The sequence below is a fragment of the Clavibacter sp. GW821-FHT01D01 genome (assembly GCF_059422605.1).
On the sequence record NZ_JBWKXC010000001.1, the window covers coordinates 340,036 to 366,106 of the forward strand.

28 protein-coding genes are annotated in these 26,071 nt (G+C 73.9%); 21 read left to right on the forward strand and 7 right to left on the reverse strand.

The genetic code is table 11. The annotated features are described in order from the left end of the window. Positions 1-40 precede the first annotated feature (40 nt). Positions 41-430, reverse strand: a complete 390-nt coding sequence (locus AC07VC_RS01700) for a MerR family transcriptional regulator (RefSeq protein ID WP_317228896.1) — start codon at positions 428-430, stop codon at positions 41-43. A gap of 337 nt (positions 431-767) precedes the next feature. Between AC07VC_RS01700 and AC07VC_RS01705 the strand changes: the two genes are divergently transcribed. Beyond that, a complete protein-coding gene (locus AC07VC_RS01705) occupies positions 768-2,225 on the forward strand; it encodes a SulP family inorganic anion transporter (protein WP_494676537.1) in 1,458 nt (485 codons plus the stop codon). 44 nt (positions 2,226-2,269) lie between these two features. After that, the gene (locus tag AC07VC_RS01710) at positions 2,270-3,526 is read left to right on the forward strand and encodes a glycosyltransferase (RefSeq protein WP_494674652.1); all 1,257 of its coding nucleotides are present in this window, start codon (positions 2,270-2,272) and stop codon (positions 3,524-3,526) included. A 144-nt stretch (positions 3,527-3,670) separates the two neighbouring features. Here AC07VC_RS01710 and ppgK read toward each other — a convergent pair whose 3' ends face one another. Continuing rightward, the gene (gene ppgK, locus AC07VC_RS01715) at positions 3,671-4,585 is read right to left on the reverse strand and encodes a polyphosphate--glucose phosphotransferase (RefSeq protein ID WP_494674651.1); all 915 of its coding nucleotides are present in this window, start codon (positions 4,583-4,585) and stop codon (positions 3,671-3,673) included. A gap of 450 nt (positions 4,586-5,035) precedes the next feature. Here ppgK and AC07VC_RS01720 point away from each other — a divergent pair, with 450 nt between their 5' ends. Continuing rightward, positions 5,036-5,710, forward strand: a complete 675-nt coding sequence (locus tag AC07VC_RS01720; protein ID WP_494674650.1) for a DUF308 domain-containing protein — start codon at positions 5,036-5,038, stop codon at positions 5,708-5,710. Positions 5,711-5,712: 2 nt separating this feature from the next. Further along, positions 5,713-5,982: a hypothetical protein gene (locus tag AC07VC_RS01725; RefSeq protein ID WP_317230010.1), complete on the forward strand. Its 270-nt coding sequence runs from the start codon at positions 5,713-5,715 to the stop codon at positions 5,980-5,982. Positions 5,983-6,162: 180 nt separating this feature from the next. On the opposite strand, the gene purB is transcribed toward AC07VC_RS01725, so the two are convergent. Beyond that, a complete protein-coding gene (purB, locus tag AC07VC_RS01730; protein ID WP_494674649.1) occupies positions 6,163-7,545 on the reverse strand; it encodes an adenylosuccinate lyase in 1,383 nt (460 codons plus the stop codon). A gap of 12 nt (positions 7,546-7,557) precedes the next feature. Continuing rightward, positions 7,558-8,088 (reverse strand): low molecular weight protein-tyrosine-phosphatase, encoded by a 531-nt coding sequence (locus AC07VC_RS01735; RefSeq protein ID WP_494674648.1) that lies wholly within the window; start codon positions 8,086-8,088, stop codon positions 7,558-7,560. Between the two features lie 235 nt (positions 8,089-8,323). Between AC07VC_RS01735 and AC07VC_RS01740 the strand changes: the two genes are divergently transcribed. Both AC07VC_RS01740 and AC07VC_RS01745 read left to right on the forward strand, forming a co-directional pair. Continuing rightward, positions 8,324-8,560, forward strand: coding sequence for a hypothetical protein (locus AC07VC_RS01740; RefSeq protein ID WP_494674647.1), 237 nt, complete (start codon positions 8,324-8,326; stop codon positions 8,558-8,560). After that, the gene (locus tag AC07VC_RS01745) at positions 8,557-9,930 is read left to right on the forward strand and encodes a serine/threonine-protein kinase (RefSeq protein WP_494674646.1); all 1,374 of its coding nucleotides are present in this window, start codon (positions 8,557-8,559) and stop codon (positions 9,928-9,930) included. The genes AC07VC_RS01740 and AC07VC_RS01745 overlap by 4 nt, the downstream gene beginning before the upstream one ends. Before the next feature lie 8 nt (positions 9,931-9,938). Here the strand turns inward: AC07VC_RS01745 and AC07VC_RS01750 are convergent, their stop codons facing one another. Continuing rightward, on the reverse strand, positions 9,939-10,334 hold the full coding sequence (locus AC07VC_RS01750) for a phage holin family protein (protein WP_317230005.1): 396 nt from the start codon (positions 10,332-10,334) through the stop codon (positions 9,939-9,941). 202 nt (positions 10,335-10,536) lie between these two features. Here AC07VC_RS01750 and AC07VC_RS01755 point away from each other — a divergent pair, with 202 nt between their 5' ends. From AC07VC_RS01755 to AC07VC_RS01815, 13 genes are all read left to right on the forward strand, one after another. Further along, positions 10,537-11,607: a pyridoxal phosphate-dependent aminotransferase gene (locus AC07VC_RS01755; RefSeq protein WP_494676536.1), complete on the forward strand. Its 1,071-nt coding sequence runs from the start codon at positions 10,537-10,539 to the stop codon at positions 11,605-11,607. Between the two features lie 9 nt (positions 11,608-11,616). Next, on the forward strand, positions 11,617-12,729 hold the full coding sequence (locus AC07VC_RS01760; RefSeq protein ID WP_494674645.1) for a thiamine pyrophosphate-dependent dehydrogenase E1 component subunit alpha: 1,113 nt from the start codon (positions 11,617-11,619) through the stop codon (positions 12,727-12,729). A 92-nt stretch (positions 12,730-12,821) separates the two neighbouring features. Beyond that, positions 12,822-13,787, forward strand: a complete 966-nt coding sequence (locus tag AC07VC_RS01765) for an alpha-ketoacid dehydrogenase subunit beta (RefSeq protein ID WP_494676535.1) — start codon at positions 12,822-12,824, stop codon at positions 13,785-13,787. A 57-nt stretch (positions 13,788-13,844) separates the two neighbouring features. After that, complete coding sequence (locus AC07VC_RS01770) at positions 13,845-15,251, forward strand: dihydrolipoamide acetyltransferase family protein (protein ID WP_494674644.1); 1,407 nt, start codon at positions 13,845-13,847, stop codon at positions 15,249-15,251. Between the two features lie 73 nt (positions 15,252-15,324). Next, positions 15,325-16,269, forward strand: a complete 945-nt coding sequence (locus AC07VC_RS01775; protein ID WP_494674643.1) for a metal ABC transporter substrate-binding protein — start codon at positions 15,325-15,327, stop codon at positions 16,267-16,269. Beyond that, complete coding sequence (locus AC07VC_RS01780; protein ID WP_494674642.1) at positions 16,266-17,144, forward strand: metal ABC transporter ATP-binding protein; 879 nt, start codon at positions 16,266-16,268, stop codon at positions 17,142-17,144. Before AC07VC_RS01775 ends, AC07VC_RS01780 begins: the two co-directional genes overlap by 4 nt. Continuing rightward, on the forward strand, positions 17,141-18,067 hold the full coding sequence (locus AC07VC_RS01785) for a metal ABC transporter permease (protein ID WP_494674641.1): 927 nt from the start codon (positions 17,141-17,143) through the stop codon (positions 18,065-18,067). Before AC07VC_RS01780 ends, AC07VC_RS01785 begins: the two co-directional genes overlap by 4 nt. Then, positions 18,064-18,507, forward strand: coding sequence for a Fur family transcriptional regulator (locus tag AC07VC_RS01790; protein WP_317230394.1), 444 nt, complete (start codon positions 18,064-18,066; stop codon positions 18,505-18,507). The genes AC07VC_RS01785 and AC07VC_RS01790 overlap by 4 nt, the downstream gene beginning before the upstream one ends. Positions 18,508-18,701: 194 nt before the next feature. After that, positions 18,702-18,938 carry a 50S ribosomal protein L28 gene (gene rpmB, locus AC07VC_RS01795; protein WP_015491494.1) on the forward strand — a complete coding sequence of 79 codons (237 nt, stop codon included), beginning with the start codon at positions 18,702-18,704 and terminating at the stop codon, positions 18,936-18,938. Next, positions 18,938-19,105: a 50S ribosomal protein L33 gene (rpmG, locus tag AC07VC_RS01800; RefSeq protein WP_011187086.1), complete on the forward strand. Its 168-nt coding sequence runs from the start codon at positions 18,938-18,940 to the stop codon at positions 19,103-19,105. Before rpmB ends, rpmG begins: the two co-directional genes overlap by 1 nt. A gap of 2 nt (positions 19,106-19,107) precedes the next feature. Beyond that, on the forward strand, positions 19,108-19,413 hold the full coding sequence (gene rpsN, locus AC07VC_RS01805; protein ID WP_015491493.1) for a 30S ribosomal protein S14: 306 nt from the start codon (positions 19,108-19,110) through the stop codon (positions 19,411-19,413). Between the two features lie 131 nt (positions 19,414-19,544). Beyond that, entirely contained in the window at positions 19,545-19,832 is a 288-nt protein-coding gene (locus AC07VC_RS01810; RefSeq protein WP_012039622.1) for an HU family DNA-binding protein, read from the forward strand. 130 nt (positions 19,833-19,962) lie between these two features. Then, entirely contained in the window at positions 19,963-21,942 is a 1,980-nt protein-coding gene (locus tag AC07VC_RS01815; protein WP_494674640.1) for a bifunctional copper resistance protein CopD/cytochrome c oxidase assembly protein, read from the forward strand. A gap of 16 nt (positions 21,943-21,958) precedes the next feature. On the opposite strand, the gene AC07VC_RS01820 is transcribed toward AC07VC_RS01815, so the two are convergent. Together AC07VC_RS01820 and AC07VC_RS01825 are read right to left on the reverse strand one after the other, a co-directional pair. After that, on the reverse strand, positions 21,959-22,651 hold the full coding sequence (locus tag AC07VC_RS01820) for a DUF998 domain-containing protein (protein WP_494674639.1): 693 nt from the start codon (positions 22,649-22,651) through the stop codon (positions 21,959-21,961). Between the two features lie 152 nt (positions 22,652-22,803). Continuing rightward, on the reverse strand, positions 22,804-23,808 hold the full coding sequence (locus AC07VC_RS01825) for an iron-siderophore ABC transporter substrate-binding protein (protein WP_494674638.1): 1,005 nt from the start codon (positions 23,806-23,808) through the stop codon (positions 22,804-22,806). Between the two features lie 142 nt (positions 23,809-23,950). Between AC07VC_RS01825 and AC07VC_RS01830 the strand changes: the two genes are divergently transcribed. Together AC07VC_RS01830 and AC07VC_RS01835 are read left to right on the forward strand one after the other, a co-directional pair. Further along, on the forward strand, positions 23,951-25,009 hold the full coding sequence (locus AC07VC_RS01830) for a FecCD family ABC transporter permease (RefSeq protein WP_494674637.1): 1,059 nt from the start codon (positions 23,951-23,953) through the stop codon (positions 25,007-25,009). Continuing rightward, complete coding sequence (locus AC07VC_RS01835) at positions 25,006-26,070, forward strand: FecCD family ABC transporter permease (protein ID WP_494674636.1); 1,065 nt, start codon at positions 25,006-25,008, stop codon at positions 26,068-26,070. Before AC07VC_RS01830 ends, AC07VC_RS01835 begins: the two co-directional genes overlap by 4 nt. The last annotated feature ends 1 nt before the right edge of the window (position 26,071 follow it).

The window sequence follows — 26,071 nt, forward strand, 5'->3', positions numbered from 1 at the left end:
CGTGCGCGGACCCGCGCATCCGCGGGGGAGGACCCGTGCGTCAGCGGGCGCGGAGGCGGTCGAGGAACTCGTCGGCCATGCCGAGGTGCTCCGCGAGGCGGCGTCGGCGCTCCTCCGCGTCGGTGATGAAGGCGGCGAGGTCGGCGCGGAGCGACGCGGTGTCCTGGTCGGGGCCGGCGGCGTCGAGCGCGTCGGTCACCTCGAGCAGGCGCATCATCTCCTCGAGCGAGAAGCCGAGCGGCTTCATCCGGCGGATGAGCAGGAGCCGCTCCAGGTCCTCGTCCGTGTACAGGCGGAACCCGCCGTCGGAGCGGCCCGACGGCCGGAGCAGGCCCGTCTCGTCGTAGTGGCGGAGCGTGCGGTGCGACAGGCCGGTGCGCTCGGCGAGCTCGCCGATCTGCATGGTCGCGGAGCCGGCAGGGCGCGTCATGCGGGCCTCCAGACAGACCCTCCCCTCACGTGAGGGCAGGGTAGGGTGGGGTGGGTCGCGGCCGGATGGCCACGTCCGACCATTCTCCCCGAATCCGGGAGACGCATCACCGCCCCGTCCGGGGGCGTCCGCTCCGCGCGGGCACCCGGGTGGCGCCGTGGGATGCGCGCCCCGCCGTCACCGGCCCGGGCCCGGTCCGCACCCCTGTCCTCCTCGTCCTCCTCCCGATCGGAGCACCGTGTCCGTCACGCCCCCCTCCGCCGTCGACCCGGCCGCACCGGGTCCCGGCCGCCGCCCGTCCGCGGCGCCCGCACCGTCGCCGACCGTCCTCGAGGCCCTGCGGACGCCGCGCATCCTCACCCGGGAGGTCCTGGCCGGCCTGGTGGTGGCGCTGGCGCTCATCCCCGAGGCGATCTCGTTCTCGATCATCGCGGGCGTGGATCCGCGGGTGGGCCTGTTCTCGTCGTTCGTCATGGCCGTCACGATCGCGTTCCTCGGCGGCCGCCCGGCGATGATCTCCGCGGCCACGGGGGCCGTCGCCCTCGTCATCGCGCCCGTCGCGCGCGAGCACGGCATGGACTACTTCCTCGCCACGGTGATCCTCGCGGGCGTCCTGCAGGTCGTCCTCGCGGTGCTCGGCGTCGCACGGCTCATGCGGTTCATCCCCCGCTCGGTGATGGTGGGCTTCGTCAACGCGCTCGCGATCCTGATCTTCACGGCGCAGATCCCGAACCTCGTCGACGTGCCGTGGCTCGTCTACCCGCTGGTCGCGGCGGGCATCGCGATCCTCGTCCTGCTGCCGCGCGTCACCCGGGCGGTGCCGGCGCCGCTGGTCGCCATCGCCCTCCTCACCGGGGCGACCGTGCTCGGCGCGCTCGCCGTGCCGACCGTCGGCGACCAGGGCGAGCTGCCGCGCAGCCTCCCGGAGCTGTTCCTGCCGCAGGTCCCGCTCACGCTCGAGACCCTGGGGATCATCGGGCCGTACGCGCTCGCGATGGCGCTCGTCGGGATCCTCGAGTCGCTGATGACGGCGAAGCTCGTCGACGACATCACCGACACTCCCTCCCACAAGACGCGCGAGACCTGGGGCCAGGGAGCCGCGAACATGCTGTCGGGCCTGTTCGGGGGCATGGGCGGCTGCGCGATGATCGGCCAGACGATGATCAACGTGAAGGCCTCGGGGGCGCGCACGCGCATCTCCACGTTCCTCGCCGGCGTCTTCCTGCTGCTGCTCGTGGTGGTGCTCGGCGACCTCGTGGCCGTCATCCCGATGGCCGCGCTCGTCGCCGTGATGGTGATGGTGTCGGTGGGCACGTTCGACTGGCACAGCATCCGGCCGTCGACGCTCCGGCGCATGCCGGTCGGCGAGACGCTCGTCATGGTGCTGACGGTCGCCGTCGTCGTCGCGACGCACAACCTCGCGATCGGCGTGGTCGTCGGCGTGATCGCGGCGATGGTCGTCTTCGCCCGGCGCGTGGCGCGCTTCGCGACGGTGGAGCGCACGGTGGTCGAGGACGCGGACGGCGAGCCGACGGCCGAGTACCGCGTCGTCGGGGAGCTGTTCTTCGCGTCGAGCAACGACCTCACCACGCAGTTCCGGTACGCGGAGGACCCCGCGCGCGTGCGCATCGACATGAGCGGCTCCCACGTCTGGGACGCCTCGACGGTCGCCGCGCTCGACGCGATCACCACGAAGTACGAGCGCCGCGGCACGACCGTCGACATCGCCGGGATGAACGACGCGAGCCTCCGCATGCACGGACGGCTCGCGGGACGGCTGGGCGGCGAGGGCTGAGCCCGGCCGCGGCGGGCGGGCCGGCCGCTCGTAGGATCGGGCGCATGAGGATCGCGTTCGTCTCGCTGCACACGTCGCCGATCCAGAAGCCCAGCACCGGCGACGCCGGCGGGCTCAACGTCTACCTTCTGGAGCTCGCGCGGAGCCTCGGGCGGCAGGGGCACGAGGTGCGGCTGATCACCCGGGCCACCGATCCGGCCGACCCGGCGGTGCTCCCGGTCGCCCCCGGCGTGGAGCTGGTCTCCCTGCACGCCGGTCCGGCCGGGCCGCTCGCCAAGGAGGAGCTGCCCGCGATCACGGATGCGTTCTCCGCGGCGCTCGCCGCGCTGCCGCCGGCCGACGTCGTGCACGGCCACTACTGGCTGTCGGCGGTCGCGTCGCTCCCGGTGGCGCGGGCCTGGGGCGTCCCGCACGTCCTGACCCTGCACTCGGTGTCGGCGGGCAAGAACCGCCGACTCGTCGCCGGCGACACCCCCGAGCCCGCGTCGCGGCTCGCCGACGAGGGGCGGCTCGTGCGCGCGTCGGACCTCGTCATCGCGTCGGCCGAGTCCGAGAGGCGGCTGCTCGTGGAGGCGTACGACGCCGACCCGGCCGCCGTGCACGTGGTCGCGCCGGGCGTGGAGTCGGCCTTCCTGCAGGAGCCGTCGGGCCGGGACGGCGGCGGCAGGGTGCGCATCGTGCTGCTCGGCCGGATCCAGCCGCTCAAGGGGCAGGACGTCGCGGTGCGGGCGCTCGCGCTGCTGGATCCCGCGACCCGGCCCCTGCTCGTGATCGCGGGCGGGGTGTCGCCCGGCCGGGACGCCTACGCGGCGGATCTGCACGCGCTCGTGCGCTCCCTCGGGCTCCAGGACGACGTGGTGTTCACCGGCGCGCTCGACCGGGCGGCGACCGCGAGCGCCCTCGCGGCCGCGCACCTCGCGCTCATGCCCTCCGCGGCGGAGACCTACGGCCTGGTGGCGCTCGAGGCCGCAGCGTGCGGCACGCCCGTGGTCGCGTCGCGCACCGAGGGCCTCGTCGACTCGGTGCGGGAGGGGGTCAGCGGCGTCTTCGTGCCGACGCGCGAGCCCGACGACTGGGCCCGCGCGATCCGCGGGCTGCTGGCCGACCCGGCCGCCCTCGCCCGGCTGTCCGCCTCGGCCCGGGAGCATGCGGCGCGGCACACGTGGGACGTCGCCGCGGCCGACGTCGCCGAGGAGTACCGCCTGCTGCGCGAGCGGCACGGCCGGGGACCGCGAGCGGGCGGGCGCCGGCGTCCCGGCGTGGGTGCTGCCGCCCGCGGGGGCGCGGAGCCGGGGGCCTGATCCGGGGGAGCTGGGCCGGGGCTGATCCACCGATCCGCTGGCCGCCGCGCCGCCGCGCCGCAGGGCCGCGGGGCCGTTCCGCCGAGCCGGCCGCTGATCCGAGCCGCAGGAGGCCCGCCCGGTCAGTCGGCGTGACGCCCGCCGTCAGTCGGGGGCGACGCCCGCCCGGTGCGCGAGGAGCGCCGCGCCGACGAGTCCGGCGTCGTTCCCGCGGCTCGCCGCGATGATCTCGGTGTCGAGGTCGAGGAACGCGGAGAAGCGCCCGAACTCGTGGGCCGCGGCGCCGCCCACGACGATCAGGTCGGGCGACATGATCGACTCGAGGTGCCGGTAGTAGCGCTGGAGCCGCGCCGCCCACTCCTCGAACGTGATGCCCTCGCGTCGGACGGCGGAGAACGCCGCCTGCATCTCGTAGTCGCCGCCGTCGAGGTGGATGTGCCCCAGCTCGCTGTTCGGGATGAGGGTGCCGTCGTGGAGCAGGGCCGTGCCGATGCCCGTGCCCAGCGTGGTGAGGATCACGAGCCCGCCGCGACCCTGCAGCACGCCGTACTCGAGCTCGGCCACGCCGGCGGCGTCGGCGTCGTTGACGGTGAGCACGTCGATCCCGCTCCGCTCGCGGATGGCCGAGCGCGCGTCCATGCCGAGCCAGCGGTCGGAGATGTGGGCGGAGGAGCGCACGATCCCGTCGCGCACGATCCCCGGGACCCCCACGCCCACGGGCAGGTCCTCGTCGGGGGTGAGCTCGAGGACGATCTCGGCGATCACGTCCGCGATGTCCTCGGGCTCGCCGCCGACGGGCTTCCCGACCGTCATCCGCTCCGTGAGCCGGATCCCCGTGGTGACGTCGACGATCCCGGCCTTGAGGGTCGTGCCGCCGATGTCGATGCCGAGGGCGAGCCGGTCGCGCCGGGCCAGGGCCGCCGCAGCCCCCTCGGGCGCGGCGACGACGGCGCGGTCGACCGGGATGAAGCCGCCGGTCGCACGGCCGCCGGTCGCGTGGCCGCTGGCCGCGTGGCCGCTGGCGGTTCCGGTTCGCGACGCGATCTCGGGCTGGGACACGGCGGGGCCTCTCGGTTGCGGGGGACGGGGTGGTTCTACGGGGCGGGGCGGTGCGGGCGGATCCGGGGCGGAGCCGGCGGGCACGGGTCGTGCGGGTGCGGGTGCTGGTGCGGCACCGGTGCGGGCGGCGGTCGCGATGGTCCGATCCGCGGGTGCCGCGCTCTCCTGCCGTCTCCCGCGCGATCCGCGCGACCGGCCGACCCGCACCGCGCATCCGTCCGGCGACGGCGACTCCGCCGTGCCGTCAGAACGCCCGGTTCGCGTAGACGATCCCGCACGCCACGCCCACGGCGCAGACGATGACGAGCCCGGCGACCGCACCGGCCGTCGCGGCGGCCAGACGGGGGAGGGGACTCGTCACGTCCCGAGCCTAGGCCAGCCGCGCGCGGGCGTCACCGCGGGCGTCCGCCCGAGCATCCGCCCAGGAACCCACCGAGTAGGCTGGCCCGGATGGAGAGAGAGGCTGCCGTGTCCGAGGACGAGCTGACGTTCCGGGCGGCGTACTGGCCCGTGCTCCTCCTGCGCGCACTGCCGGCCCTCGCTCTCGCCGCGTTCATCACCTTCTCCAGCGACCACTCGCCGGCCCTGGGCCTGACGGCGTTCGGCGTCTTCGCGATCCTCTCGGGCGCCATCACCGCGGGCCTCGGCGCGCGCGCCCTCCGCGGGCCCGCCGCCCGCCTCCGCACCAGCGCCATCTCGCAGGGCGCGCTCACCGTGGTCGCCGGGGTCGCCGCGCTCCTCGCACGGGACGGGGGCGTGCTGGTGCTCCTCTACGTCGTGAGCGTCTGGGCCGCGATCACCGGCTTCCTCGAGCTCGTCGCCGGTCTGCGTTCACGCGGCCGCGTGCCCGGTGCGAGCGACGCGATCACCACCGGCGCGCTCACGGTCGTGCTCGCCGTCGCCTTCCTCCTGGTGCCGCCGGATCTCGTTGTGCAGTACGGCGGAGTCGAGCAGCGCGAGGGCCAGCTCACCGCGCCCGTGGTGGCCGTGGGCCTCCTGGGCGCCTACGCGGCGATCGTCGGGGTCTTCCTGGTCATCGCCGCCCTGAGCATGAAATGGGGCACCTCCACGCCCACCGCGACCTCCGCGGCGGACGCCCCCCGGACCACCGAGAGCGCGAGCTGACCGTGACTTCCAACATCCGCAAGGACCGCATGCGCCCCGCCGAGCTCCTCGGCATCGCCGCCGCGCTCGCCGTGTTCGTGGGCGTCATCGTGGCGCTCAGTACCCGTCCCGCCGATGGTCAGGGGTGGACGGTCGTGGTCGTGTTCACGGGTGTCGCGTTCATCGGCGCCCTCGTGATGCTGGCCATGCTCGCCCTGTCGTTCAAGCCGAACCGCGACGAGCTGCAGGACATGGACGAGCAGGACCACCCCGACCGGCCGACCCGGCACTAGCCGCGCGCGCAGGTCGCAGGGTCGCGGGTCGCCGGTCGGCCCGCATCCATCGCCCGCCCCTTCGCCTACCCGCCCACCGAGGGCCGTGAGCGCCGAGGCCCGGGCGGGCCGTGATCCCGATGCGATCCGGCCCGAGCGAGGCGCACGCGGCGGCCTCGCCCACGACCGGATCGCGACGGGTCAGAGGATGTGGTCGACCAGCTGCGACGCCAGGCCCGCGTATCCGGCCGGCGTCAGCTCGAGCAGTCGGGCCTTCGCCGCGTCGCCGATGTCCAGGCCGGAGACGAACGCGCGCATCTCGTCGCGCCCGACGCGCTTGCCGCGCGTGAGCTCCTTGAGCACGGCGTAGGGATCGCTGATGGAGCTGCGCCCCGCCACGATCTCCGTGCGGATGACCGTCTGGATCGCCTCTCCGAGGATCTCCCAGTTGGCGTCGAGGTCGGCGGCGAGCAGCGCGCGATCGACGTCGATCTCCTGGAGCCCTCGTCCGATGTTGTCCAGCGCGAGCAGCGAGTGACCGAGCGCGACGCCGACGTTGCGCTGCGTCGTGGAGTCGGTGAGGTCGCGCTGCAAGCGCGAGGTCACGAGCGTCGCCGCCAGCGAGTCGAGGAGCGCGTCGGAGAGCTCGAGGTTCGCCTCCGCGTTCTCGAAGCGGATGGGGTTGATCTTGTGGGGCATGGTCGAGGACCCGGTCGCGCCCGCCTGCGGGATCTGCCGGAAGTAGCCCAGCGAGATGTAGGTCCACACGTCGGTGCACAGGTTATGCACGACGCGGTTCACGTGCGCGATGCGCGTGTAGAGCTCCGCCTGCCAGTCGTGCGACTCGATCTGCGTGGTGAGGGGGTTCCACACGAGCCCCAGGCCGGTGACGAACGCGCGTGACTCGGCGGGCCAGTCGACGGAGCCGTCGGCGGCGAGGTGGGCCGCGAAGGTGCCCGTCGCGCCGCTGAACTTGCCCAGCACCTCCACGTCCTCCACGTCGGCGCGGAGGCGCTCCAGCCGGTGCACGAAGACCGCGAGCTCCTTGCCGAGGGTGGTGGGGGTCGCGGGCTGCCCGTGCGTGCGCGACAGCATCGCGTCGTCGCGGAAGAGCAGCGCGCGCTCGCGGATGGCGCCGATGACCGCGACGAGCTTCGGCAGCCAGACCTCCCGCACCGCGCGGTCGATGACGAGCGCGTACGAGAGGTTGTTGATGTCCTCGCTCGTGCAGGCGAAGTGCGTGAGCTCGGCCACGTGCCCGAGCCCCAGCTCCTCGAGGCGGTCGCGCACGAAGTACTCCACGGCCTTCACGTCGTGCCGGGTGACGGCCTCCACACGGGCGAGCGCGTCGATCTGCTCCTGCCCGAAGCCCGTGACGACCTCGCGGAGGGCGGCCTTCTGCGCATCCGTGAAAGGCGTGGAGGAGAGGAGCGAGCGGTCGGTCAGGTGGATGAGCCACTCGATCTCGACGTGGATGCGCGCCCGGTTGAGGCCCGCCTCCGAGAGGTGCTCGCCGAGCTCGGTGACGACGGGGGCGTAGCGGCCGTCGAGGGGGCTCAGCACCTGCGGGGGCAACGGGCTCATGCGGGTGATCTCCTAGCTGGGGGGACGGATCCCGGGCTCCACCTGCGTGAGGAGGGCCCGGGCGGCACGCTCTATCATCCCAAGAACCCGATCGAACATCGCCGCGTCCGTGTAGTACGGGTCGGGCACGTCCCGCAGGTGCGCCTGGGGAGGGTCGAACGACAGCAGCAGGTGGATCTTCGCGCGGTCGGCCTCCGTCCGGGCCCACTGGCGCAGCGTCCGCTCTTGCCCGCGATCGAACACGACCACCAGGTCGAGGTCCGGCAGCGTGTCCGCGTCGAACTGCTTGGCGCGATGCGCGGTGCCCGAGAGGCCGCGTCGCTCCAGCGCCGCGAGCGTGCGCGCGTCCGCCTGCTCGCCCACGTGCCAGTCGCCCGTCCCCGCGCTCGTCACCGATACCCGATCCGCGTGCCCCGCGCGCTGCACCATGTCCCGGAAGACGATCTCCGCCATGGGGGAGCGGCAGATGTTGCCGGTGCAGACGAAGGCGATCCGGAAGACGGGTGGTGGTGCCGTCGGGGCCGGGGGGTCGGGGGCTCCCATGCGCTCATTCTGTCGGCTGCGGTCCCTCCCCACACCCCCCGCGTGCGATGCCGTCCCCCGGACGCGCCGCCCGTGCCTCCTCGAAGCCGAGGGGCCGCACGATGCGTGGGGACGGGGACTGGGACGGGCACGGGGAGGCGACGCGGTGCGGGAACGAGCAGACGGATGGGGTGCGATGGCCGGCGGTGCGAGCGGCCCGGCGGATCCGCGGGGATCGGGGGCCACCCCGGGGCAGATGGTCGCCGAGGCACGGTCGCGCGCGCACGCCCTCGCGGCCCTGGCGGACGCGGTGGCCGAGACGCGTCGTGCCATCGCGTGCTGCCGGGACGACCCGTCGTGGTCCGGCAGCGCGCACGACGCCTTCACGCGCTCCCTCGACGACCTCGCCGGCCGCGTCGCGCGTGCGGCAGCCCTCCTGCACGACGCGCAGGCATCGGAATCGTCACCGGCCTGTCGAGGAGCGCACGCGTGACGGGCGGCGATGTGCCCGGCCTCACCGTCACGCAGGGCGGCGGCACCGCCGTCGTCACCGACGACCTGGTCCGGATCGCCGCGCGGCTCGACGACGCGGGGGAGCGCCTGGACACCCACGCCCGCGCGCTCGCCCTGCCGCCGCTCGTGGACACCGTCACGGGCCGGCACGACACGGCGCTCGACCCGCCGCGCGGCCTCCTGGCCTCCGCGGCGCACGACGCCCGGGCGCTCGCCGTCGACCTGCGTCGGGCGGCCGCGGAGTACGCGGACGGCGAGCGGGACGTCGACCGGTGCGTCCGCGCCGCCGCGGGGCCCGGGGCCGGGCACATGGCCGAGGGTGCCGCCTCCGGCCCGATGGCCCTCGTCCGCGACGTCGGCGGGTCCTGGGTCCACGGGCTGCGGCTCCTGGGCCTCGGCGTGCTGATCGCGTCGCATCCGGACGGGCCCGCGCGGACGATGCTCCCGGCGGCCCTCCGCGACGCGGTCTCGGATGCGGCCGCCGCCGCGACGCGGTTCCTTCCGGCGCGTCCCCCCGGCGACGACGGGGTCCGGGAGACGGCCGCGGGGCTGCTCGCCGCGCTGGGCGTCGTCGGCGTCCTGCGCGATGCCCCGGCCGCCCTCCGCGCCCGGCCCGACGCCCTCCGCGCCGCTCCGACGACCTTCGCCGACCTCGCCGGCCGCATCCCGGATCCGGTGGCCGGCGCCGCGCAGATGCGCGTCGAGGAGTACCGGGCTCCCGGGGGCCGTCGCCGTCTCGTCGCCTACGTCGGCGGGATGCAGACCCTCGATCCCCGCACCGGACGCGAGGACTTCGGACCCGCGTCGGCGGCCGCGGCCCTCGGGACGGAGGGCGGATCCGCGGTGCGCGCCGCCGAGGCGGCGTTGCGGCAGGCGGGCGCCACCGCCGAGGACGAGGTCTACGTCGTGGGGTACTCCATGGGCGGCATCGTCGCCCGCGCGGTCGGCGACGACCCGCGCTTCCACGTGGCGCACGAGCTCACCTTCGGCTCCCCCGTCGGACAGCTGCCGCTGCGGTCGGGGATCGACGGCGTGGCGGTCGAGCACACGGACGACCCGGTCCCGCCGCTCGGGGGCTCGCGCACCTCCGACGGCGCGGCGGGCGACGACGTCGTGGTCCGGTCCCGTGCCTTCGGACCTACTGCGGACGCCGGGGTGCTCGACGCGCATCAGCTCGACACCTACCGGGCGACCGCCGCGGAGATGGACGCCTCGCGGTCGCCGCTGCTGGCGGAGGCACGCGACGCGCTCCGCGGCTTCCTCGACGGCGCGACCCCGGTGGCCTCCCACCTCTACCGTGCCGAGCGCGTGTCCGGGGCGCCGGCGCCCGGGTCGGGCGCCGGCATGTGACCCGCGCGTCAGACCCGGGAGGTCACCGGCCGGATGACGAGGCCCACGAGCCAGCTGAAGAGCGCCATCAGCAGGGCGCCGAGCACGCCCCACCAGAACCCCTCGACCGTGAGGCCGAAGCCCAGCGCGTCCGAGATCGCCCCGACCAGGAGGAAGAGCAGCCCGTTGACCACGAGCGAGATGAGCCCCAGCGTCAGGACGTAGAGGGGGAACGCCACGATGCGGATCGCCGTGCCGATCACCCCGTTCACGACGCCGAAGATGGCGCCGAGCAGCAGGTAGGTGAGGACGGTCGCCGTCGTGTCGCCCGGTTCGTAGGCGGTCACGACGGTGCCGGAGACGATGAGGGTGGTGAGCCACAGCGCGACGGCGTTGACGACCACGCGGACGAGGAATCGGGACATGCCCCGATCCTCCCAGACCCGGGCCGGACGGGCCATGGGCGCCGCCTCGGCCCGCCCGTAGAATCGCCCGGTGATCCCCGAACCCGCGCAGACGGCCCCGTCCCCCTCCCGCGAGGCGTCCGCGACGTCGGCGGACGCGTCCCCCTCGGGCGACGCCCCCCTCGACGCCCCGGCCCCCGTCGACGCCCCGGCTCCCGTCCGCCTGCGGCCCGCCATCGCGGCCATGGTCGCGTACCGGCAGGGCAAGCCCGCCGGCGAGGACGACTTCAAGCTGTCGAGCAACGAGAACCCCTTCGACCCGCTGCCCTCGGTGCTCGCGCGCATCGACCAGGTGCGGGACGTCAACCGCTACCCGGACGCGGGGGCGACCCTGCTGCGCGCGGCGCTCGCCGAGCGCTTCGGCGTCACGGTCGACCACGTGCACGCGGGCGCCGGCTCCGTCGCCATCCTGTCCCAGCTCATCACCGCCGCCGCGGGGGCCGGCGACGAGGTGGTGCACGCGTGGCGCTCCTTCGAGGCGTATCCCACGCTCATCACGGTCGCGGGCGCCACGGGCGTCCCCGTCCCCAACCTGCCGGACCACTCCCACGACATCGACGGCATGATCGCCGCGATCACGGACCGCACGCGCGTCGTGATCGTCTGCACGCCGAACAACCCCACGGGCACGCTCGTGACCGAGCAGGACCTCGAGCGCCTCCTCGCGGCGGTTCCGCGCGACGTGCTCGTGCTCCTCGACGAGGCGTACGGCGAGTTCGTCGACCCGGAGCATGCCCTCGACGGCATGCGCCTGGTCGGCGACCACCCGAACCTGGTGGTGCTGCGCACGTTCTCGAAGGCGTACGGGCTCGCGGGCCTCCGCATCGGCTACGCCGTCGGCCACCCGCGGATCCTCGACGCCGCGCGGTCCGCGGCCATCCCGCTGTCGGTCACGGGCCACGCGCAGCACGCCGCGCTCGCCTCCCTCGAGCACGAGGACGAGCTGCTGGAGCGCGTCCGGATCCTCGCCCGGGACCGCGACGAGGCATGGCGCGCGCTCACGGAGCAGGGCTGGGACGTCCCGCGGCCGCACGGCAACTTCGTGTGGCTGGCCACGGGCGCCGAGACGGCGCGCGTCGAGGCGCAGCTGGCCGCGGCCGGGCTCGTGGTGCGCGCGTTCGGGTCCGAGGGGATCCGCGTCACCATCGGCGAGCCGGCCTCTGTCCGGAAGCTACTGAACGCGTCGGCGGGAATTGTCCGGGGCCTGCCGGAGGGCCACCCGGCGCGCCGGTAGGTTGGGACGATGCCGGAAAGCGATGTGACGGTCCAGCTCCTGACCCCCTCGGGCGAGCTCGCGCCGAGCGACTCCGCCGAGGAGTTCCTCCCGTACTTCGAGCGACTCACGGAGGACGACCATCGCGGCTTCCTCCGCGACATGCGCCTCACGCGGGCGTTCGACCTCGAGGCCACGAACCTCCAGCGGCAGGGCCACCTGGGACTCTGGGCGCCGAGCACGGGGCAGGAGGCGGCCCAGGTCGGCTCGGGTCGGGCCACGCGCCCGCAGGACCACGTGTTCCCCGCGTACCGCGAGCACGGCGTGGCGCTCATCCGCGGGATCGACCCGGTCGACATCGTGCGCCTCATGCGCGGCGTGACGCACGGCGGCTGGGACCCGGCGGTCGGCAACTTCCACCTCTACACGCTGGTCATCGGCTCGCAGGCGCTGCACGCCACGGGCTACGCCATGGGCGTCGCCTTCGACGGCGACGTCGCCACCGGGGACCCCGACCGCGACACCGCCGTCATCGCCTACTACGGCGACGGGGCCACCAGCCAGGGCGACGTCAGCGAGGCGTTCGTCTTCGCGGCGAGCTTCCAGACCCCGCAGGTCTTCTTCCTCCAGAACAACCACTGGGCGATCTCGGTCCCCGTCGCCACGCAGTCGCGGACGCCCCTGTACCTGCGCTCCCGCGGCTTCGGCGTGCCGAGCACGCAGGTCGACGGCAACGACGTCTTCGCCAGCTACGCGGTGACCGCGAAGCACCTCGACGACGCGCGGAACGGCGGCGGGCCCTCCTTCATCGAGGCGCTCACCTACCGCGTCGGCGCCCACACGTCGAGCGACGACCCCACGAAGTACCGCACCGACGAGGAGCTGCAGGGCTGGGTCGCGAAGGACCCGATCGCGCGCCTCGAGGCCTTCCTGCGGAACCAGGGCGCGCCGCAGTCGCTCTTCGACGGCATCGACGAGGAGGCGCGGGACCTCGCCGCCGACGTCCGCCGCCGCACCATCGAGCTCACGAGCCCCGCGCTGCCGGGCATCTTCGACCACGTCTACTCCGATCCGCACCCCGTCACGACGGAGCAGCGCGAGTGGCTGGAGCGCTACGAGGCCTCCCTGGGAGGGAACCGATGACCGACACCATCGACCGCGCGTCCGCCGCCGCGGCAGCATCCGACACCGCCGCCGCGACGACCGCCGACGGAGCGCCCGTCGGCATCGAGAGCATGCCCATGGCGAAGGCCCTGAACGCCGGCCTCCGCCGCGCGCTGGAGGAGGACGACAAGGTCCTCCTCATGGGCGAGGACATCGGCCCGCTCGGCGGCGTGTTCCGCATCACCGAGCACCTGCAGCGCGACTTCGGCGCGCGTCGGGTCATCGACACCCCGCTCGCCGAGTCCGGCATCGTCGGCACGGCGATCGGGCTCGCGATGCGCGGCTACCGGCCGGTGTGCGAGATCCAGTTCGACGGGTTCATCTACCCGGCCTTCGACCAGATCACGAGCCAGCTCGCGAAGATCACGAACCGGCACGAGGGCGCGGTCCGCATGCCCGTCGTCATCCGCGTGCCCTACGGCGGCCACATCGGCGCCATCGAGCACCACCAGGAGAGCCCGGAGGCGTACTTCGCGCACACCCCCGGCCTCCGCGTGGTCAGCCCGAGCACCCCGCACGACGCCTACTGGATGATCCAGGAGGCCATCCGGTCCGACGACCCGGTCATGTTCTTCGAGCCGAAGTCGCGCTACCGGCCGAAGGGCGAGGTGGACTTCTCCGCCCCCGGCGTGGGCCTGCACGAGAGCCGCGTGGTGCGCTCCGGCACGGACGTGACCCTCGTGGGCCACGGCGCCATGGTGTCGATGCTGCTCCAGGCCGCGGAGCTCGCGGCCGAGGAGGGCACGAGCGTCGAGGTCGTCGACCTGCGCTCGCTGTCGCCCGTCGACTACGGCCCGATCCTCGAGTCGGTCCAGCGCACCGGCCGCCTGGTCGTCGCGCAGGAGGCGCCGGGCCACGTGTCCGTCGGCTCCGAGATCGCCGCGACCGTCATGGAGCGCGCGTTCTACTCGCTCGAGGCGCCCGTGATCCGCGTCTCCGGATTCGACGCCCCGTTCCCGCCCGCGAAGCTCGAGACGCTCTACCTCCCGGATGCCGACCGCATCCTCGAGGCCGTCGACCGCTCGCTCGCCTACTAGACGCCGACCGCGTCACGACTCCCGCCGCCCGCGCGGCACGAACAAGAGGACCGCACGATGGCTGATTCCGAGTTCACCCTGCCCGACGTCGGCGAGGGCCTCATCGACGCCGAGATCGTCTCGTGGCGCGTCCAGCCGGGCGACCGGGTCGCGCTCAACCAGGTGATCGTGGAGATCGAGACGGCCAAGTCGCTCGTCGAGCTCCCCAGCCCGTTCGAGGGCACGGTCTCGGGGCTGCTCGTCCAGGAGGGCCAGACGGTCGAGGTCGGCACCCCCATCATCGCGATCGCGCAGGGCTCGCCGGGGCTGTCCGGGCCGGCCGAGACGCCCGCGCAGATGGCGCTGCCCGGCGAGACGGTAGTGGAGGACGACACCGCCATCGAGAGCCGCGAGCCCGTCGAGCGGCCCGCCCCCGCCGCCGAGGAGACCTCGGGCGCCGTCCTGGTCGGCTACGGCACCGCCGGCAAGGTCGCGAGCCGGCGGCGGCGCCCGGAGCCCGGCGCCGCGGCCCCGGCCGCCCGCACGCCCGCGCGCACCGGCGCCTCGACGGGCGCTCCGGCGGCCCGCGCCCCGCGTCCCGCGTCGGTCCCGGCCGCGTCGGCGTCGCCCATCATCGCGAAGCCCCCCATCCGCAAGCTCGCGAAGGACCTCGAGGTCGACCTCGCGGAGGTCGAGGCCACGGGTCTCGTCGGCGAGATCACGCGCGAGGACGTCATCCGCACCGCGCAGCAGGCGAGCGTCTTCAAGAACATCGAGACGCCCGAGTGGCCGGACGCGCGCGAGGACCGCATCCCGGTCAAGGGCGTCCGCAAGGTCATCGCCGCGGCCATGGTGCAGAGCGCGTTCCAGGCGCCGCACGTCAGCCTCTTCGTGGACGTCGACGCCACCCGCACGATGGAGTTCGTCAAGCGGCTGAAGGCGTCCACCGACTTCGCGGGCGTCAAGGTGTCGCCGCTGCTGATCATGGCGAAGGCGATGATCTGGGCCGTGCGCCGCAACCCCACGGTGAATTCGTCGTGGACGGACCAGGAGATCATCGTCCGGCACTACGTGAACCTCGGCGTGGCCGCGGCCACGCCGCGGGGTCTCGTGGTGCCGAACGTCAAGGAGGCGCAGGCCATGTCGCTCCTCGAGCTCGCCCGCGCGCTCGAGCAGCTGACGCTCACGGCACGCGACGGCAGGACGAGCCCGGCCGACATGAGCCAGGGCACCATCACGCTGACCAACATCGGCGTCTTCGGCATGGACACGGGCACCCCGATCCTCAACCCGGGCGAGGTCGCCATCGTGGCGCTCGGCACGATCAAGCAGAAGCCGTGGGTCGTCGACGGCGAGGTCCGCCCGCGGTTCGTGACGACCATCGGCGCGAGCTTCGACCACCGCGTGGTCGACGGCGACGTCGCGAGCCGGTTCCTGGCGGACGTGGCGAGCATCATCGAGGAGCCCGCCCTGCTCCTGGAGTGAGGGAGCCGTCCCCCGTCCCCACGGGACGCCCGGTGGTCATGACAACGGTTATCAATACCGTATCGTCGGAGCCATGAACCGTCGACCCCTCACCGCGCTCCTCGCCGTCTCGCTCCTCGCCGTCCCGCTCGCGGGCTGCGCCTCCGGATCCGCCTCCCCGTCCGACGGCGCCTCGGCTGCCGACGGCACGCTCGAGGTCGTCGCCTCGACCGACGTCTACGGCGACATCGCCCAGCAGATCGGCGGCGACGACGTGACGGTGACGTCGATCATCGACAGCCCGGACAAGGACCCGCACGAGTACCAGGCCACCGCGCGCGACCAGCTGGCGCTCTCCACCGCCGACGTCGTGATCCGCAACGGCGGCGGCTACGACGACTTCATCGGCACGATGGTGGACGCGCTGCCGGACGCCGGCAGCCACGTCGTCCTCGACGCGTCCGACATCTCGGGCTACGACCAGGACCCCGCCGAGGGCGAGTTCAACGAGCACATGTGGTACGACGTGCCCACGATGAGGAAGCTGGCGGGCGAGATCGCCGCGGCGCTCTCGAAGGCCGACTCCGCCGGCTCCGACGCCTTCGCGGCCAACGAGCGGGCCTTCGCCGAGAGGCTCGACGGCATCGCCGCCGCCGAGGCCGACGTGAAGGCGGCCGGCAGCGGCCAGGGCGTCGCCATCACGGAGCCCGTGCCCCTGTACCTCACGGAGGCGATGGGCCTCGAGAACCGGACCCCGGACGAGTTCAGCGAGGCCATCGAGGAGGGCACCGACGTCCCCGCCGACGTGCTCCGGGAGACGCTCGCGCTCTTCTCCGAGAAGCGGGTCGCCGCGCTCGTCTACAACGCGCAGACCACGGGCGCCACGACCGACCAGGTCGTCGCCGCCGCGGAGGCCGCCGGGGTGCCGGTCGTGCCCGTCACGGAGACGCTGCCCGCCGACCTGCCCGCGGGCAGCGGATACATTGAGTGGATGACCGAGAACGTCGACGCCGTGGCATCCGCGATCCGGGGATCGTGACCGGCGCACCCGTCCTGAGCCTCCGGGACGCGACGCTGTCGTTCGGCGCGCGCACCCTCTGGAGCGGACTCGACCTCGACGTGGCGCCCGGCGAGTTCGTCGCGGTGCTCGGCCCGAACGGGTCCGGCAAGACCAGCTTCCTGAAGTCCGTCCTCGGCGCCCAGCGCCTCACGTCGGGGGAGATGCGCTTCCTCGACGAGCCGGTGCGGCGCGGTGCGCGGCGCATCGGGTACGTCCCGCAGCAGAAGCTCATCACCGCGTCCACCCCCGTCCGCGCGCGCGACCTGGTGGGCTTCGGCGTCACCGGGCACCGGTGGGGGCTCCCGATCGGCCGCCGCGCCGAGCGCGCGCGGGTCGACGAGCTGCTCGACGCCGTGGGGGCCGCGGGCTACGCGGACGCCCCCGTCGCGACGCTCTCGGGCGGCGAGCAGCAGCGGCTGCGCGTCGCGCAGGCCCTCGCATCGGATCCGCGGCTCCTCCTCTGCGACGAGCCGCTCCTCAGCCTCGACCTCGGGCACCAGCGCGTGGTCAGCGAGCTGATCGACCGCCACCGCCGCGAGACGGACGCCGCGGTCGTGTTCGTGACGCACGACATCAACCCGGTGCTCGAGATGGTCGACCGGGTCCTCTACCTCGTGGGCGGCCGGTTCCGCATCGGCACCCCCGACGAGGTCCTCGACTCCGAGGTGCTGAGCTCGCTGTACGGCACGCCCGTCGACGTGGTGCGCGTGCGCGGCCGCATCGTGGTCGTCGGCGCCACCGACGACCCGCACGGGCACCACGCGCACGACGAGGGCGAGCACGGCGAGCACGACGACCACGGGCCGCACGGGGTGCACGACCGCGCCGTCGCGTCCGACGGGAAGGCCGCGTGATCCACCTGCTCCTCGACGCGGGCGAGGTCTGGTCCCGCCTGTTCGACTTCTCCGACTACGGCGCGCTCGTCGCGCTGCTGCGGAACAGCATCATCGCGGGCGCCGTGCTCGGCGTCGTGGGCGGCCTCATCGGCGTGCTCGTCATGACCCGCGACCTCGCGTTCGCCGTCCACGGCGTGAGCGAGCTCTCGTTCGCCGGGGCGGCCGCGGCGCTGCTCCTCGGGGTCAACGTCGTCGGCGGATCCCTGGTCGGCTCGCTCATCGCGGCCGTGGCCATCGGCGTGCTCGGCACGCGCGCGAAGGACCGCAACTCCATCATCGCCGTCCTCATGCCGTTCGGCCTCGGCCTCGGGATCCTCTTCCTGGCGCTCTACGACGGTCGCGCGAGCAACAAGTTCGGCCTTCTGACCGGGCAGATCGTGTCGGTCGACAACCCGCAGCTCGGCTACCTCGTGTCGATCGGCGCCGTGGTGATCGTGGGCCTCGCCATCGTGTGGCGCCCGCTCATGTTCGCGAGCGTCGACCCCGACGTGGCCGCGGCCCGCGGCATCCCGGTGCGGCTGCTGTCCATCGTGTTCATGGTGCTGCTGGGCCTCGCCACGGCGGTCTCCATCCAGATCGTCGGCGCGCTGCTCGTGCTCTCGCTGCTGGTCACGCCCGCGGCCGCCGCGATGCGCGTGACGTCGACGCCCCGGGTGGTCGTGTCGCTGAGCGTCCTGTTCGCGCTGACCAGCATCGTCGGGGGGATCCTCCTGGCCCTCGGGAGCAGCATCCCCATCAGCCCCTACGTCACCACCATCTCGTTCTCGATCTACCTGGTGTGCCGGCTCGTCGACGCCGTCCGGACGCGCACCGGGTCGTCGGGCGGGGCGCGTACCCTGGCGGGGCGGGGAGGGACCCCCGCCGGGAGGGCACGGGCATGAAGCGGAACACGTGGCAGCGCGAGGCCGTCCGGCAGGCGCTGGACGCCTCGACCGAGTTCGTGAGCGCGCAGCGCCTCCACGCCCGGCTGCACGACGCCGGATCCCCCATCGGCCTGGCCACCGTCTACCGTGCGCTCGGCGATCTCGCCGCGGAGGGCGACGCCGACTCGCTGCAGTCGCCCGACGGCGAGGCGCTCTACCGCACGTGCGCGACCGGCGGCCACCACCACCACCTGATCTGCCGGGTCTGCGGGCGCACCGTGGAGATCGCGGCCGACGAGGTCGAGTCCTGGGCCCACGACGTCGCGGCGCGCAACGGGTTCACGGCGCCGAGCCACGTGGTCGACGTCTTCGGCCTCTGCGCGGAGTGCACGCGCCGGGCCGCGGAGGCCGCCGCCGAGGCCGCCGCTGAGGCGTCGGGCAGCCCCGCATCCGCATGATCCCGGGCCTCCAGCTTGCGTCCGGGCGTGTCGTCGCGTAGCCTCGATCCTTGGCCGAGCGGCTCATCCGCTCGCACGTGCGCCCGCTGTCCCTCTCGAGGGGCGGATCCCCTCTCTCGAGATCCGGGGACGGGCGTGCCGACAAGAAATCTTGGGTAGGGCGGTCTCGCCCTACGGTACCTACGGAGGAAACCATGGCAGCAACCTGCCAGGTGACCGGCGCCGTCCCCGGCTTCGGACACAACATCTCGCACTCGCACCGGCGCACCAAGCGCCGCTTCGACCCGAACGTGCAGAAGAAGACGTACTACGTCCCCTCGCTGCGTCGGAACGTCAAGCTCACGCTCTCCGCGAAGGGCATCAAGGTCATCGACGCCCGCGGCATCGAGTCCGTCGTCAAGGACCTCCTCGGTCGTGGGGTGAAGATCTAATGGCCAAGCAGCAGGACGTCCGTCCGATCATCAAGCTCCGCTCGACGGCCGGCACCGGGTACACGTACGTGACCCGCAAGAACCGCCGCAACAACCCCGACCGCCTCGTGCTGAAGAAGTACGACCCGGTCGTCCGCAAGCACGTCGACTTCCGCGAGGAGCGCTAACCATGGCCAAGAAGAGCAAGATCGCCCGCAACGAGCAGCGCAAGGTCATCGTCGAGCGGTACGCCGCGAAGCGCCTCGAGCTGAAGAAGGCCCTCGTGGACCCGAACGGCACCGATGAGAGCCGCGAGGCGGCCCGCGCCGGCATCCAGCGCCTCCCGCGCGACGCCTCGCCCGTCCGCGTCCGCCAGCGCGACGGCATCGACGGCCGCCCCCGCGGAAACCTGTCGAAGTTCGGCATCTCCCGCGTGCGCTTCCGGGACATGGCCCACCGCGGCGAGCTTCCGGGCATCACGAAGTCCAGCTGGTAGGTTCCAAGCGGCCGTACGGCCGAACGGACCGCTGATGGCCCCGTCGGGCTGCACGGTCCGCTGACGTAGACAGACACCATCCACCACACGGCCGCTCGAGAAGAACGGCACCAGGTCCGAGGAGGACACCCATGGCTGACAAGTCACTCAACCGCACCGAGCTCGTTGCCGCCGTCGCCGCGGAGTCGGGCCAGAGCCAGGCCGCCGTCAACGGCGTGCTGGACGCGCTCTTCTCCACCGTCGCGACCAACGTCGCCGACGGCGTGAAGGTCACGATCCCGGGCTGGGTCGCGTTCGAGCAGACGGCTCGCGCCGCGCGCACCGGCCGCAACCCGCAGACGGGCGAGCCGCTCGAGATCAAGGCGTCCAAGGGCGTCAAGGTCTCCGCGGGCAGCAAGCTCAAGGCCGCCGTCAAGTAGTCCTCCTCACCACACGCCCAGCGGGGGCGCCGACTCCGGTCGGCGCCCCCGCTGTCGCGTTCCCCACCGCCGCGGCCGGGCGTCGACGGCCAGCCGGCCGTCAGCGGACGCGGGATACGCTGGATCCCTGATGCCCAGACTCCTCCGCGTCGCGGGGCCCGCCGCCCTCGTCATCGTCGCGTTCCTCTCCCTGCTGGCCGCCCTCGCCATCGGCGGAGGCGCCGCCCCGCAGCTGCTCGAGGACGCCGGACCCGTGGTCCGCTACGGACTCCCCGCCGCGAAGATGATGGTCAACCTCTCGGCGGCCACCGCGATCGGCGCGCTGCTGCTGGCGGCGTTCGCCCTGGCGCGCGCGCGCGACGAGTACGGCCGCGCGCTCGACATCGCGGCGGCGGGCGCCGCCGTCTGGACGGTCGCCTCGGCCATCACCGCGTTCTTCACCTTCCTCAGCGTCTCGGGCACGCCGTTCTCCTTCAGCTCCGAGTTCGGCACCAGCCTCGGGCTCGTGCTCACGCAGATCTCCGTGGGGCAGGCGTGGCTCGCGACCACGCTGATCGCCGCGACCGTCACGGTCCTGTGCTTCGCGGTGCGCAACCACACGGCCATCGGGTTCGTCCTCGTGCTGGCCGTCGGCGGCCTCGTGCCCATGGCCCAGCAGGGGCACGCGGGCGGCACGGAGGGGCACGACGCCGCGGTCAACGCGCTCGGGCTGCACCTGGTCTTCGCCGCCGTGTGGCTCGGCGGGCTCCTCACCCTGGTGCTGCTGCGCTCGAAGCTCGACGGCGACCGGCTGGTCCCCGTCCTCCGGCGCTACTCCGCGGTCGCGCTCGTCTGCTTCGTGGTGGTGGCGGCGTCCGGCTACGTGAGCGCCGAGATCCGCGTCGGCTCCCTCGACCGGCTGCTGACCCCCTACGGCCTGCTGGTGCTGGTGAAGGTGGCCGCCCTCCTCGCGCTCGGCCTCATCGGCGCCGCGTACCGGAAGGTGCTCATCGGGCGGCTCGAGGCGCGCGGATCCACCGCACGGGGCCCGTTCTGGTGGCTCGTGACCGCCGAGCTCGCCTTCATGGGCGTCGCCTCGGGCGTGGCCGCGGCGCTCGCTCGCACGGCGCCGCCGGTGAGCCAGGTCGTCGCCACGCAGCTGCCGGACCCGACGCCCGCGCAGATCCTCACGGGCGAGCCGCTGCCGCCCGAGCTGACGCCCATGCGGTACCTCACCGAGTGGCGCTTCGACCTGCTCTGGGTGCTGCTGTGCGCCTTCGGGATCTTCTTCTACCTGGCCGGCGTGCACCGCCTCCGCACGCGCGGCGACGCGTGGCCCGTGCACCGCTCGATCCTGTGGGTCGCGGGCATGGTGGGCCTGTTCTACATCACCAACGGCGGCGTGAACGTCTACCAGAAGTACCTCTTCAGCTCGCACATGCTGGCGCACATGGTGCTCGCCATGGTCATCCCGCTGCTGCTCGTGCCGGGCGCCCCGGTCACGCTCGCGATGCGCGCCATCCGGAAGCGCCAGGACGGCAGCCGCGGCGGTCGTGAGTGGATCCTGCTGGCCGTGCACTCGAGGTTCGCCGGGTTCGTCGGCCACCCCATCGTGGCGGCCGTGCTGTTCGCGGGCTCGCTCCTCGTCTTCTACTACTCGCCGCTGTTCAGCTGGGCGACCACCGACCACATCGGGCACCAGTGGATGATCGTCCACTTCCTCATCGTCGGGTACCTGTTCACGCAGAACCTCATCGGGGTCGACCCGATGCCGGTGCGCCTCGCCTACCCGATGCGCCTGCTGCTCCTGCTCGCGACGATGGCGTTCCACGCGTTCTTCGGCCTGTCGCTCATGACCGGCACCGGGCTGCTCCTCGCTGACTGGTTCGGCGCCATGGGCCGGCCGTGGGGCGACTCGGCGCTCGCGGACCAGCAGGCCGGCGGCGGCATCGCCTGGAGCATCGGGGAGATCCCGACGGTGATCCTGGCGGTCGTGACGGCCATCATGTGGAGCCGGAGCGACAAGCGCGACTCGATCCGCTACGACCGCAAGGCCGACCGCGACGGCGACGCGGAGCTCGAGGCGTACAACCGCAACCTCGAGGCGCTGCAGGCGGCCGAGCGGCGCTGATCCGCCCGGGTCCGGCTCAGACCGGCGCGTGGGCGCGGCGGCGGGCGGCCACGAGCACGGCGACGCCGGCGAGGAGCTCCCACGCGGTGACGGCGTAGACCGACCCGCGCTCCCAGATCCCGTCGATGCCCGCGCCCCCGATGGTCTCCAGGAGGGCGAGGGCGACGAGGCCGCCGACGCCGAGCGCGACGCTCGCGACGCGGAAGGCGCGGGGTGCGCCGATGCGGGCGGAGCCGACGCCGGCCACGATGGACGCCGCGTTGCCCGCGACGATGGCGACGCCCGCGCCGGCGACGTGCATCCAGCCGATGCCGCTCGCCGCGCTCGAGGCGCTGCCGTGGACGAGGCCGACCACGGTGATCCCGACCGCGTGGGCGGCGGCGAGCACCAGGAGCGTGCGGCGGGGACCCGCGCGGAGGGCCCGGACCGCGAGCGCGGCGGCCAGCAGGTACAGGACGCCCTGCAGCACGAAGCCGGTGTTCATCACCGCGGCGAGCGGGGAGTCGATGGCGCGGCCCTGGTACTCGGTGACCTCCGGGATGCCGAGGTCGCTGATGTAGTTCGCGGAGTAGCGGTAACCGGGGAAGACGGAAGCGGCGACGGCCTCCGCGGAGACATAGACGACGGCGGCGGCGATCCAGGCGACGCCGGCGGCTGTGGGGATCAGCGGTCGTGCGCGGATCGGATTCCTCGGGCGGGAGTCGGGCATGCGTCGATCATCCTCGAGACCGGATGCCTCGCATCACCCGCGGGACGCACATCGACACGCCGATGCTCGACGCGTAGGCGTCGTGCGGCCTCCCCGTGACGCCCGAGGGCCCGCCGCGCGGGATGCGCGGCGGGCCCTCGGGCGGACGGCGGTCAGGACGTGGCGGTCTCCAGCAGCGGCACGAGCTGGTCGAGCGCGTAGCCGGTGGAGAGCGTGGTGCCGATCGAGTACGCCGACGACAGGTCGCCGTCGATGACGACCGCGTGGCCCGCCGCGACCGCGGGGATCGCCTGCCACAGCGGGTCGTCGGTGATGACGGACTTGTCGATGAAGATCGGGAACGCCACGATCACGTCGGAGTCGAGCAGGTCGAGCTGCTCCGAGGAGATGTCGGCCGTGAAGCCGCTCGCGCTCTTCGGCAGCCCCGCGATGGTCGGGCTCTGCGCGAAGCCCAGCTCCTCGAGGAACGAGACCCGCTCGCTGCCCTCGATGTAGGCGCCCCAGCCCTCGCTGGTCTTCGTGGCCGCGGTGACCGTCCTGCCCTTCCACTCGGGGTGCGCGGCCTCGACCTCGTCGAAGCGCGCGTCGACGGCCTCCAGGAGGGCGTCGCCCTGGTCCTCGCGGCCGAGCGCTTCGGCGACCATGTCGACCTGGTCGTCCATGTCGGTGAGGTAGCTGTCGGCGCCCTCGGGGATGCCGATGGTGGGGGCGATCTGCGACAGGCGGTCGTAGCGGGCCTGGTCGCCGGATCCCTTGGTGTCGAGGATCAGGTCGGGCTCGAGCGCCGCGATGGCCTCGTACGACGGCTCGAGGGTCTCGATGAGCTCGGGCGACTCCGTGTAGAGGTCCTGCGCCCACGGGCCGACGCCGTCCGCGTCGGCGCCGAAGCCGAGCCAGTCGGACGCGCCGACCGGCTGGACGCCGAGGGCGAGCGCGGTCTCGGCGTCGCCCCAGCCGAGGGCGACGACGCGCTTCGGCTCGCTCGGGACGGTGACCTCGCCGAACTTCGTGTCGACCGTGGCGGGGAAGGCGCCGGTCGCGGAGCCGGACGCGGGGGGCGCGGACGCCGCCGGGTCGGAGGAGGCGCTGCATCCGGTCAGGGCGAGCGTCGCGACGGCGATCGCGGCGACGGCGGAGCCGGTGGTGGGGAACCTCATGGTGCGGGGCCTCTCGGGTGCGGGGTGCGGGGTGCGGGGGTGCGGGGTGCGTGCGGGTGCGGGCAGTGCCGGGTGACGGTCCGGTGTGGATCGCGTCAGGCAAGGGCAGCCTAACCTAACGGCGCGGTACGCTGTCCGGGCCATGTCGCTCCGGGTCCCTGCGCGCGCCTCCGTCACCGACGCCCCCGAGGGCCGGGCACGGAGCGGCCTGCCGCGCTCGGCGGGCCTCCTGCTCGCGCTCGGCGCGCTGGTGCTCGCGTGCCTCGCGAGCGTCGCCGTCGGGTCGCGCGACATCCCGCTCGGCGCCGTCGTCGACGCGCTCGCCGGCCGCCCGCGCGATGCCGCCGAGCTCGTCGTGATCCTCGACCTCCGCGTCCCGCGCACCCTCGTCGGCCTCGCCGCGGGGCTCGCGCTCGGCGTCGCGGGCGCGCTCATCCAGGCGGTCACGCGCAACCCGCTGGCGGATCCCGGGATCCTCGGCGTCACCGCCGGCTCGGCCTTCGCGGTCGCCATCGCCACGGGCGTGCTGGGCGTGACCGCCGTGAGCGGTTACCTCTGGTTCGCCTTCGGCGGGGCGCTCGCGGCGGCCGTCGTCGTCTACGTGGTCGGATCCGCGGGGCGGGGCGGCGGCGACCCGGTGCGCCTCACGCTCGCCGGCGTCGCCCTCGGCGCGGTGCTCGCGGGCATCACCTCCGGGATGCTGCTGGCCGACCCGCAGGGCTTCAGCGCCATGCGGGCGTGGGAGTCCGGCTCCCTTCAGGACCGGGGCTGGGATGCCCTGGTGCCGGTCGCGCCGTTCCTCGCCGCGGGCGTGCTGCTCGCCGCCCTCATCGCCCGGAGCCTCGACGCGGTCGCGCTCGGGGACGACCTCGCGCGCTCCCTCGGGGCGAACGTCGTCGTCGTGCGGACCGTCGCGGTGGTCGCCGTGACGCTGCTCGCCGGCGGGGCGACCGCGATGGCCGGGCCGATCGCGTTCGTCGGGCTGATGATCCCGCACATCGCCCGCTGGATCGTCGGGCCCGACCAGCGCTGGATCCTCGCGTACACGATCGTCCTGGCGCCCGTACTGCTGCTGGCAGCCGACATCGTGGGCCGCATCGTGCTCCGCCCGGCCGAGCTGCCCGCGGGCATCGTGACCGCGGTGCTCGGGGCGCCCGTGCTGATCCTGCTCGTGCGCCGGCAGAGGGCGTCGGGGCTGTGAGCGCGCCCGCACCCGCCGGCCGCCGTCCCGCCGCGAGGATCCCGGGCACCTTCCGCCTCCCCGTGGTCGGCACGCGCCTCCGGCGGCGCGAGGCCCTGGTGGGTGCCGCGCTCGCCGCCGCGATCCTCGCGGTCGCGCTGGTGGCACTCGGCACCGGCGACTTCCCCCTGACCGTGCCCGAGGTCGTCCGCGCCCTCGTGCTCCCCGACCGCTCCTTCGCCACGACGATCGTGACGGAGTGGCGCCTGCCGCGCGTGCTCGCGGCCGTGGCGTTCGGCGCGGCGCTCGGGGTCGCGGGCGCCGTCTTCCAGTCGCTCACGCGGAACCCCCTCGGATCGCCCGACGTCATCGGCTTCTCGACGGGCTCCTACACGGGCGCCCTCCTCGTCACGACGCTCGCCGGCGCCGCGTTCGTGCCCACGGCGATCGGGGCGCTCGCGGGCGGCCTCGGCACCGCGCTGGTCGTGTACCTCCTCGCGTACCGCGGCGGCGTGCAGGGCTTCCGGCTGATCATCACGGGCATCGCGGTCACGGCGGCCCTGCACGGCCTGAACACGTTCCTGCTCCTGAAGGCGGGCACCGAGGTGGCGATGGCCGCGTCCATCTGGGGCGCCGGCTCCCTCGCGCTCGTCGGCTGGGACCGCGCGCTCCCCGCGTTCGTCGCCCTCCTGGTGCTCGCGCCCGCGATCCTGCTGCTGTCCGCGCCGCTGCGGCAGCTCGAGCTGGGTGACGACGCCGCGCGCGCCCACGGGGTGCGGGCCGAGCCGACGCGCCTCGCCCTGCTGGTGCTCGGCGTCGCCCTCACGGCGGTGGTCACCGCGGCCGCGGGACCCATCGCGTTCGTGGCGCTCGCGGCCCCGCAGATCGCCCGCCGCCTGACCCGCAGCGCGGGCCTGCCGCTCGTGCCGGCCGCGCTCACGGGCGGGCTGCTGCTGCTCGCCGCCGACCACGCGGCCCAGCACGCGCTGCCCGGGACGGTGCCCGTGGGCATCGTCACGGTCGTCGTGGGCGGTGTCTACCTGATCGCGCTGCTGATCCGCGAGGCGTCGCGCCGTGCCTGAG

Excerpts from the sequence above, each read along its gene's own strand:
- AC07VC_RS01735 (WP_494674648.1), bottom strand. The coding sequence starts at position 8,088 with ATGGGAGCCCCCGACCCCCCGGCCCCGACGGCACCACCACCCGTCTTC.
- AC07VC_RS01830 (WP_494674637.1), top strand. The coding sequence starts at position 23,951 with ATGTCGCTCCGGGTCCCTGCGCGCGCCTCCGTCACCGACGCCCCCGAG.
- AC07VC_RS01775 (WP_494674643.1), top strand. The coding sequence starts at position 15,325 with ATGAACCGTCGACCCCTCACCGCGCTCCTCGCCGTCTCGCTCCTCGCC.
- AC07VC_RS01720 (WP_494674650.1), top strand. The coding sequence starts at position 5,036 with ATGGAGAGAGAGGCTGCCGTGTCCGAGGACGAGCTGACGTTCCGGGCG.
- rpmG (WP_011187086.1), top strand. The coding sequence starts at position 18,938 with ATGGCCAAGCAGCAGGACGTCCGTCCGATCATCAAGCTCCGCTCGACG.
- purB (WP_494674649.1), bottom strand. The coding sequence starts at position 7,545 with ATGAGCCCGTTGCCCCCGCAGGTGCTGAGCCCCCTCGACGGCCGCTAC.
- AC07VC_RS01770 (WP_494674644.1), top strand. The coding sequence starts at position 13,845 with ATGGCTGATTCCGAGTTCACCCTGCCCGACGTCGGCGAGGGCCTCATC.
- AC07VC_RS01700 (WP_317228896.1), bottom strand. The coding sequence starts at position 430 with ATGACGCGCCCTGCCGGCTCCGCGACCATGCAGATCGGCGAGCTCGCC.
- AC07VC_RS01810 (WP_012039622.1), top strand. The coding sequence starts at position 19,545 with ATGGCTGACAAGTCACTCAACCGCACCGAGCTCGTTGCCGCCGTCGCC.
- AC07VC_RS01825 (WP_494674638.1), bottom strand. The coding sequence starts at position 23,808 with ATGAGGTTCCCCACCACCGGCTCCGCCGTCGCCGCGATCGCCGTCGCG.
- rpsN (WP_015491493.1), top strand. The coding sequence starts at position 19,108 with ATGGCCAAGAAGAGCAAGATCGCCCGCAACGAGCAGCGCAAGGTCATC.
- AC07VC_RS01765 (WP_494676535.1), top strand. The coding sequence starts at position 12,822 with ATGCCCATGGCGAAGGCCCTGAACGCCGGCCTCCGCCGCGCGCTGGAG.
- AC07VC_RS01790 (WP_317230394.1), top strand. The coding sequence starts at position 18,064 with ATGAAGCGGAACACGTGGCAGCGCGAGGCCGTCCGGCAGGCGCTGGAC.
- AC07VC_RS01820 (WP_494674639.1), bottom strand. The coding sequence starts at position 22,651 with ATGCCCGACTCCCGCCCGAGGAATCCGATCCGCGCACGACCGCTGATC.
- AC07VC_RS01815 (WP_494674640.1), top strand. The coding sequence starts at position 19,963 with ATGCCCAGACTCCTCCGCGTCGCGGGGCCCGCCGCCCTCGTCATCGTC.
- AC07VC_RS01760 (WP_494674645.1), top strand. The coding sequence starts at position 11,617 with ATGCCGGAAAGCGATGTGACGGTCCAGCTCCTGACCCCCTCGGGCGAG.
- AC07VC_RS01740 (WP_494674647.1), top strand. The coding sequence starts at position 8,324 with ATGGTCGCCGAGGCACGGTCGCGCGCGCACGCCCTCGCGGCCCTGGCG.
- AC07VC_RS01710 (WP_494674652.1), top strand. The coding sequence starts at position 2,270 with ATGAGGATCGCGTTCGTCTCGCTGCACACGTCGCCGATCCAGAAGCCC.
- rpmB (WP_015491494.1), top strand. The coding sequence starts at position 18,702 with ATGGCAGCAACCTGCCAGGTGACCGGCGCCGTCCCCGGCTTCGGACAC.
- AC07VC_RS01750 (WP_317230005.1), bottom strand. The coding sequence starts at position 10,334 with ATGTCCCGATTCCTCGTCCGCGTGGTCGTCAACGCCGTCGCGCTGTGG.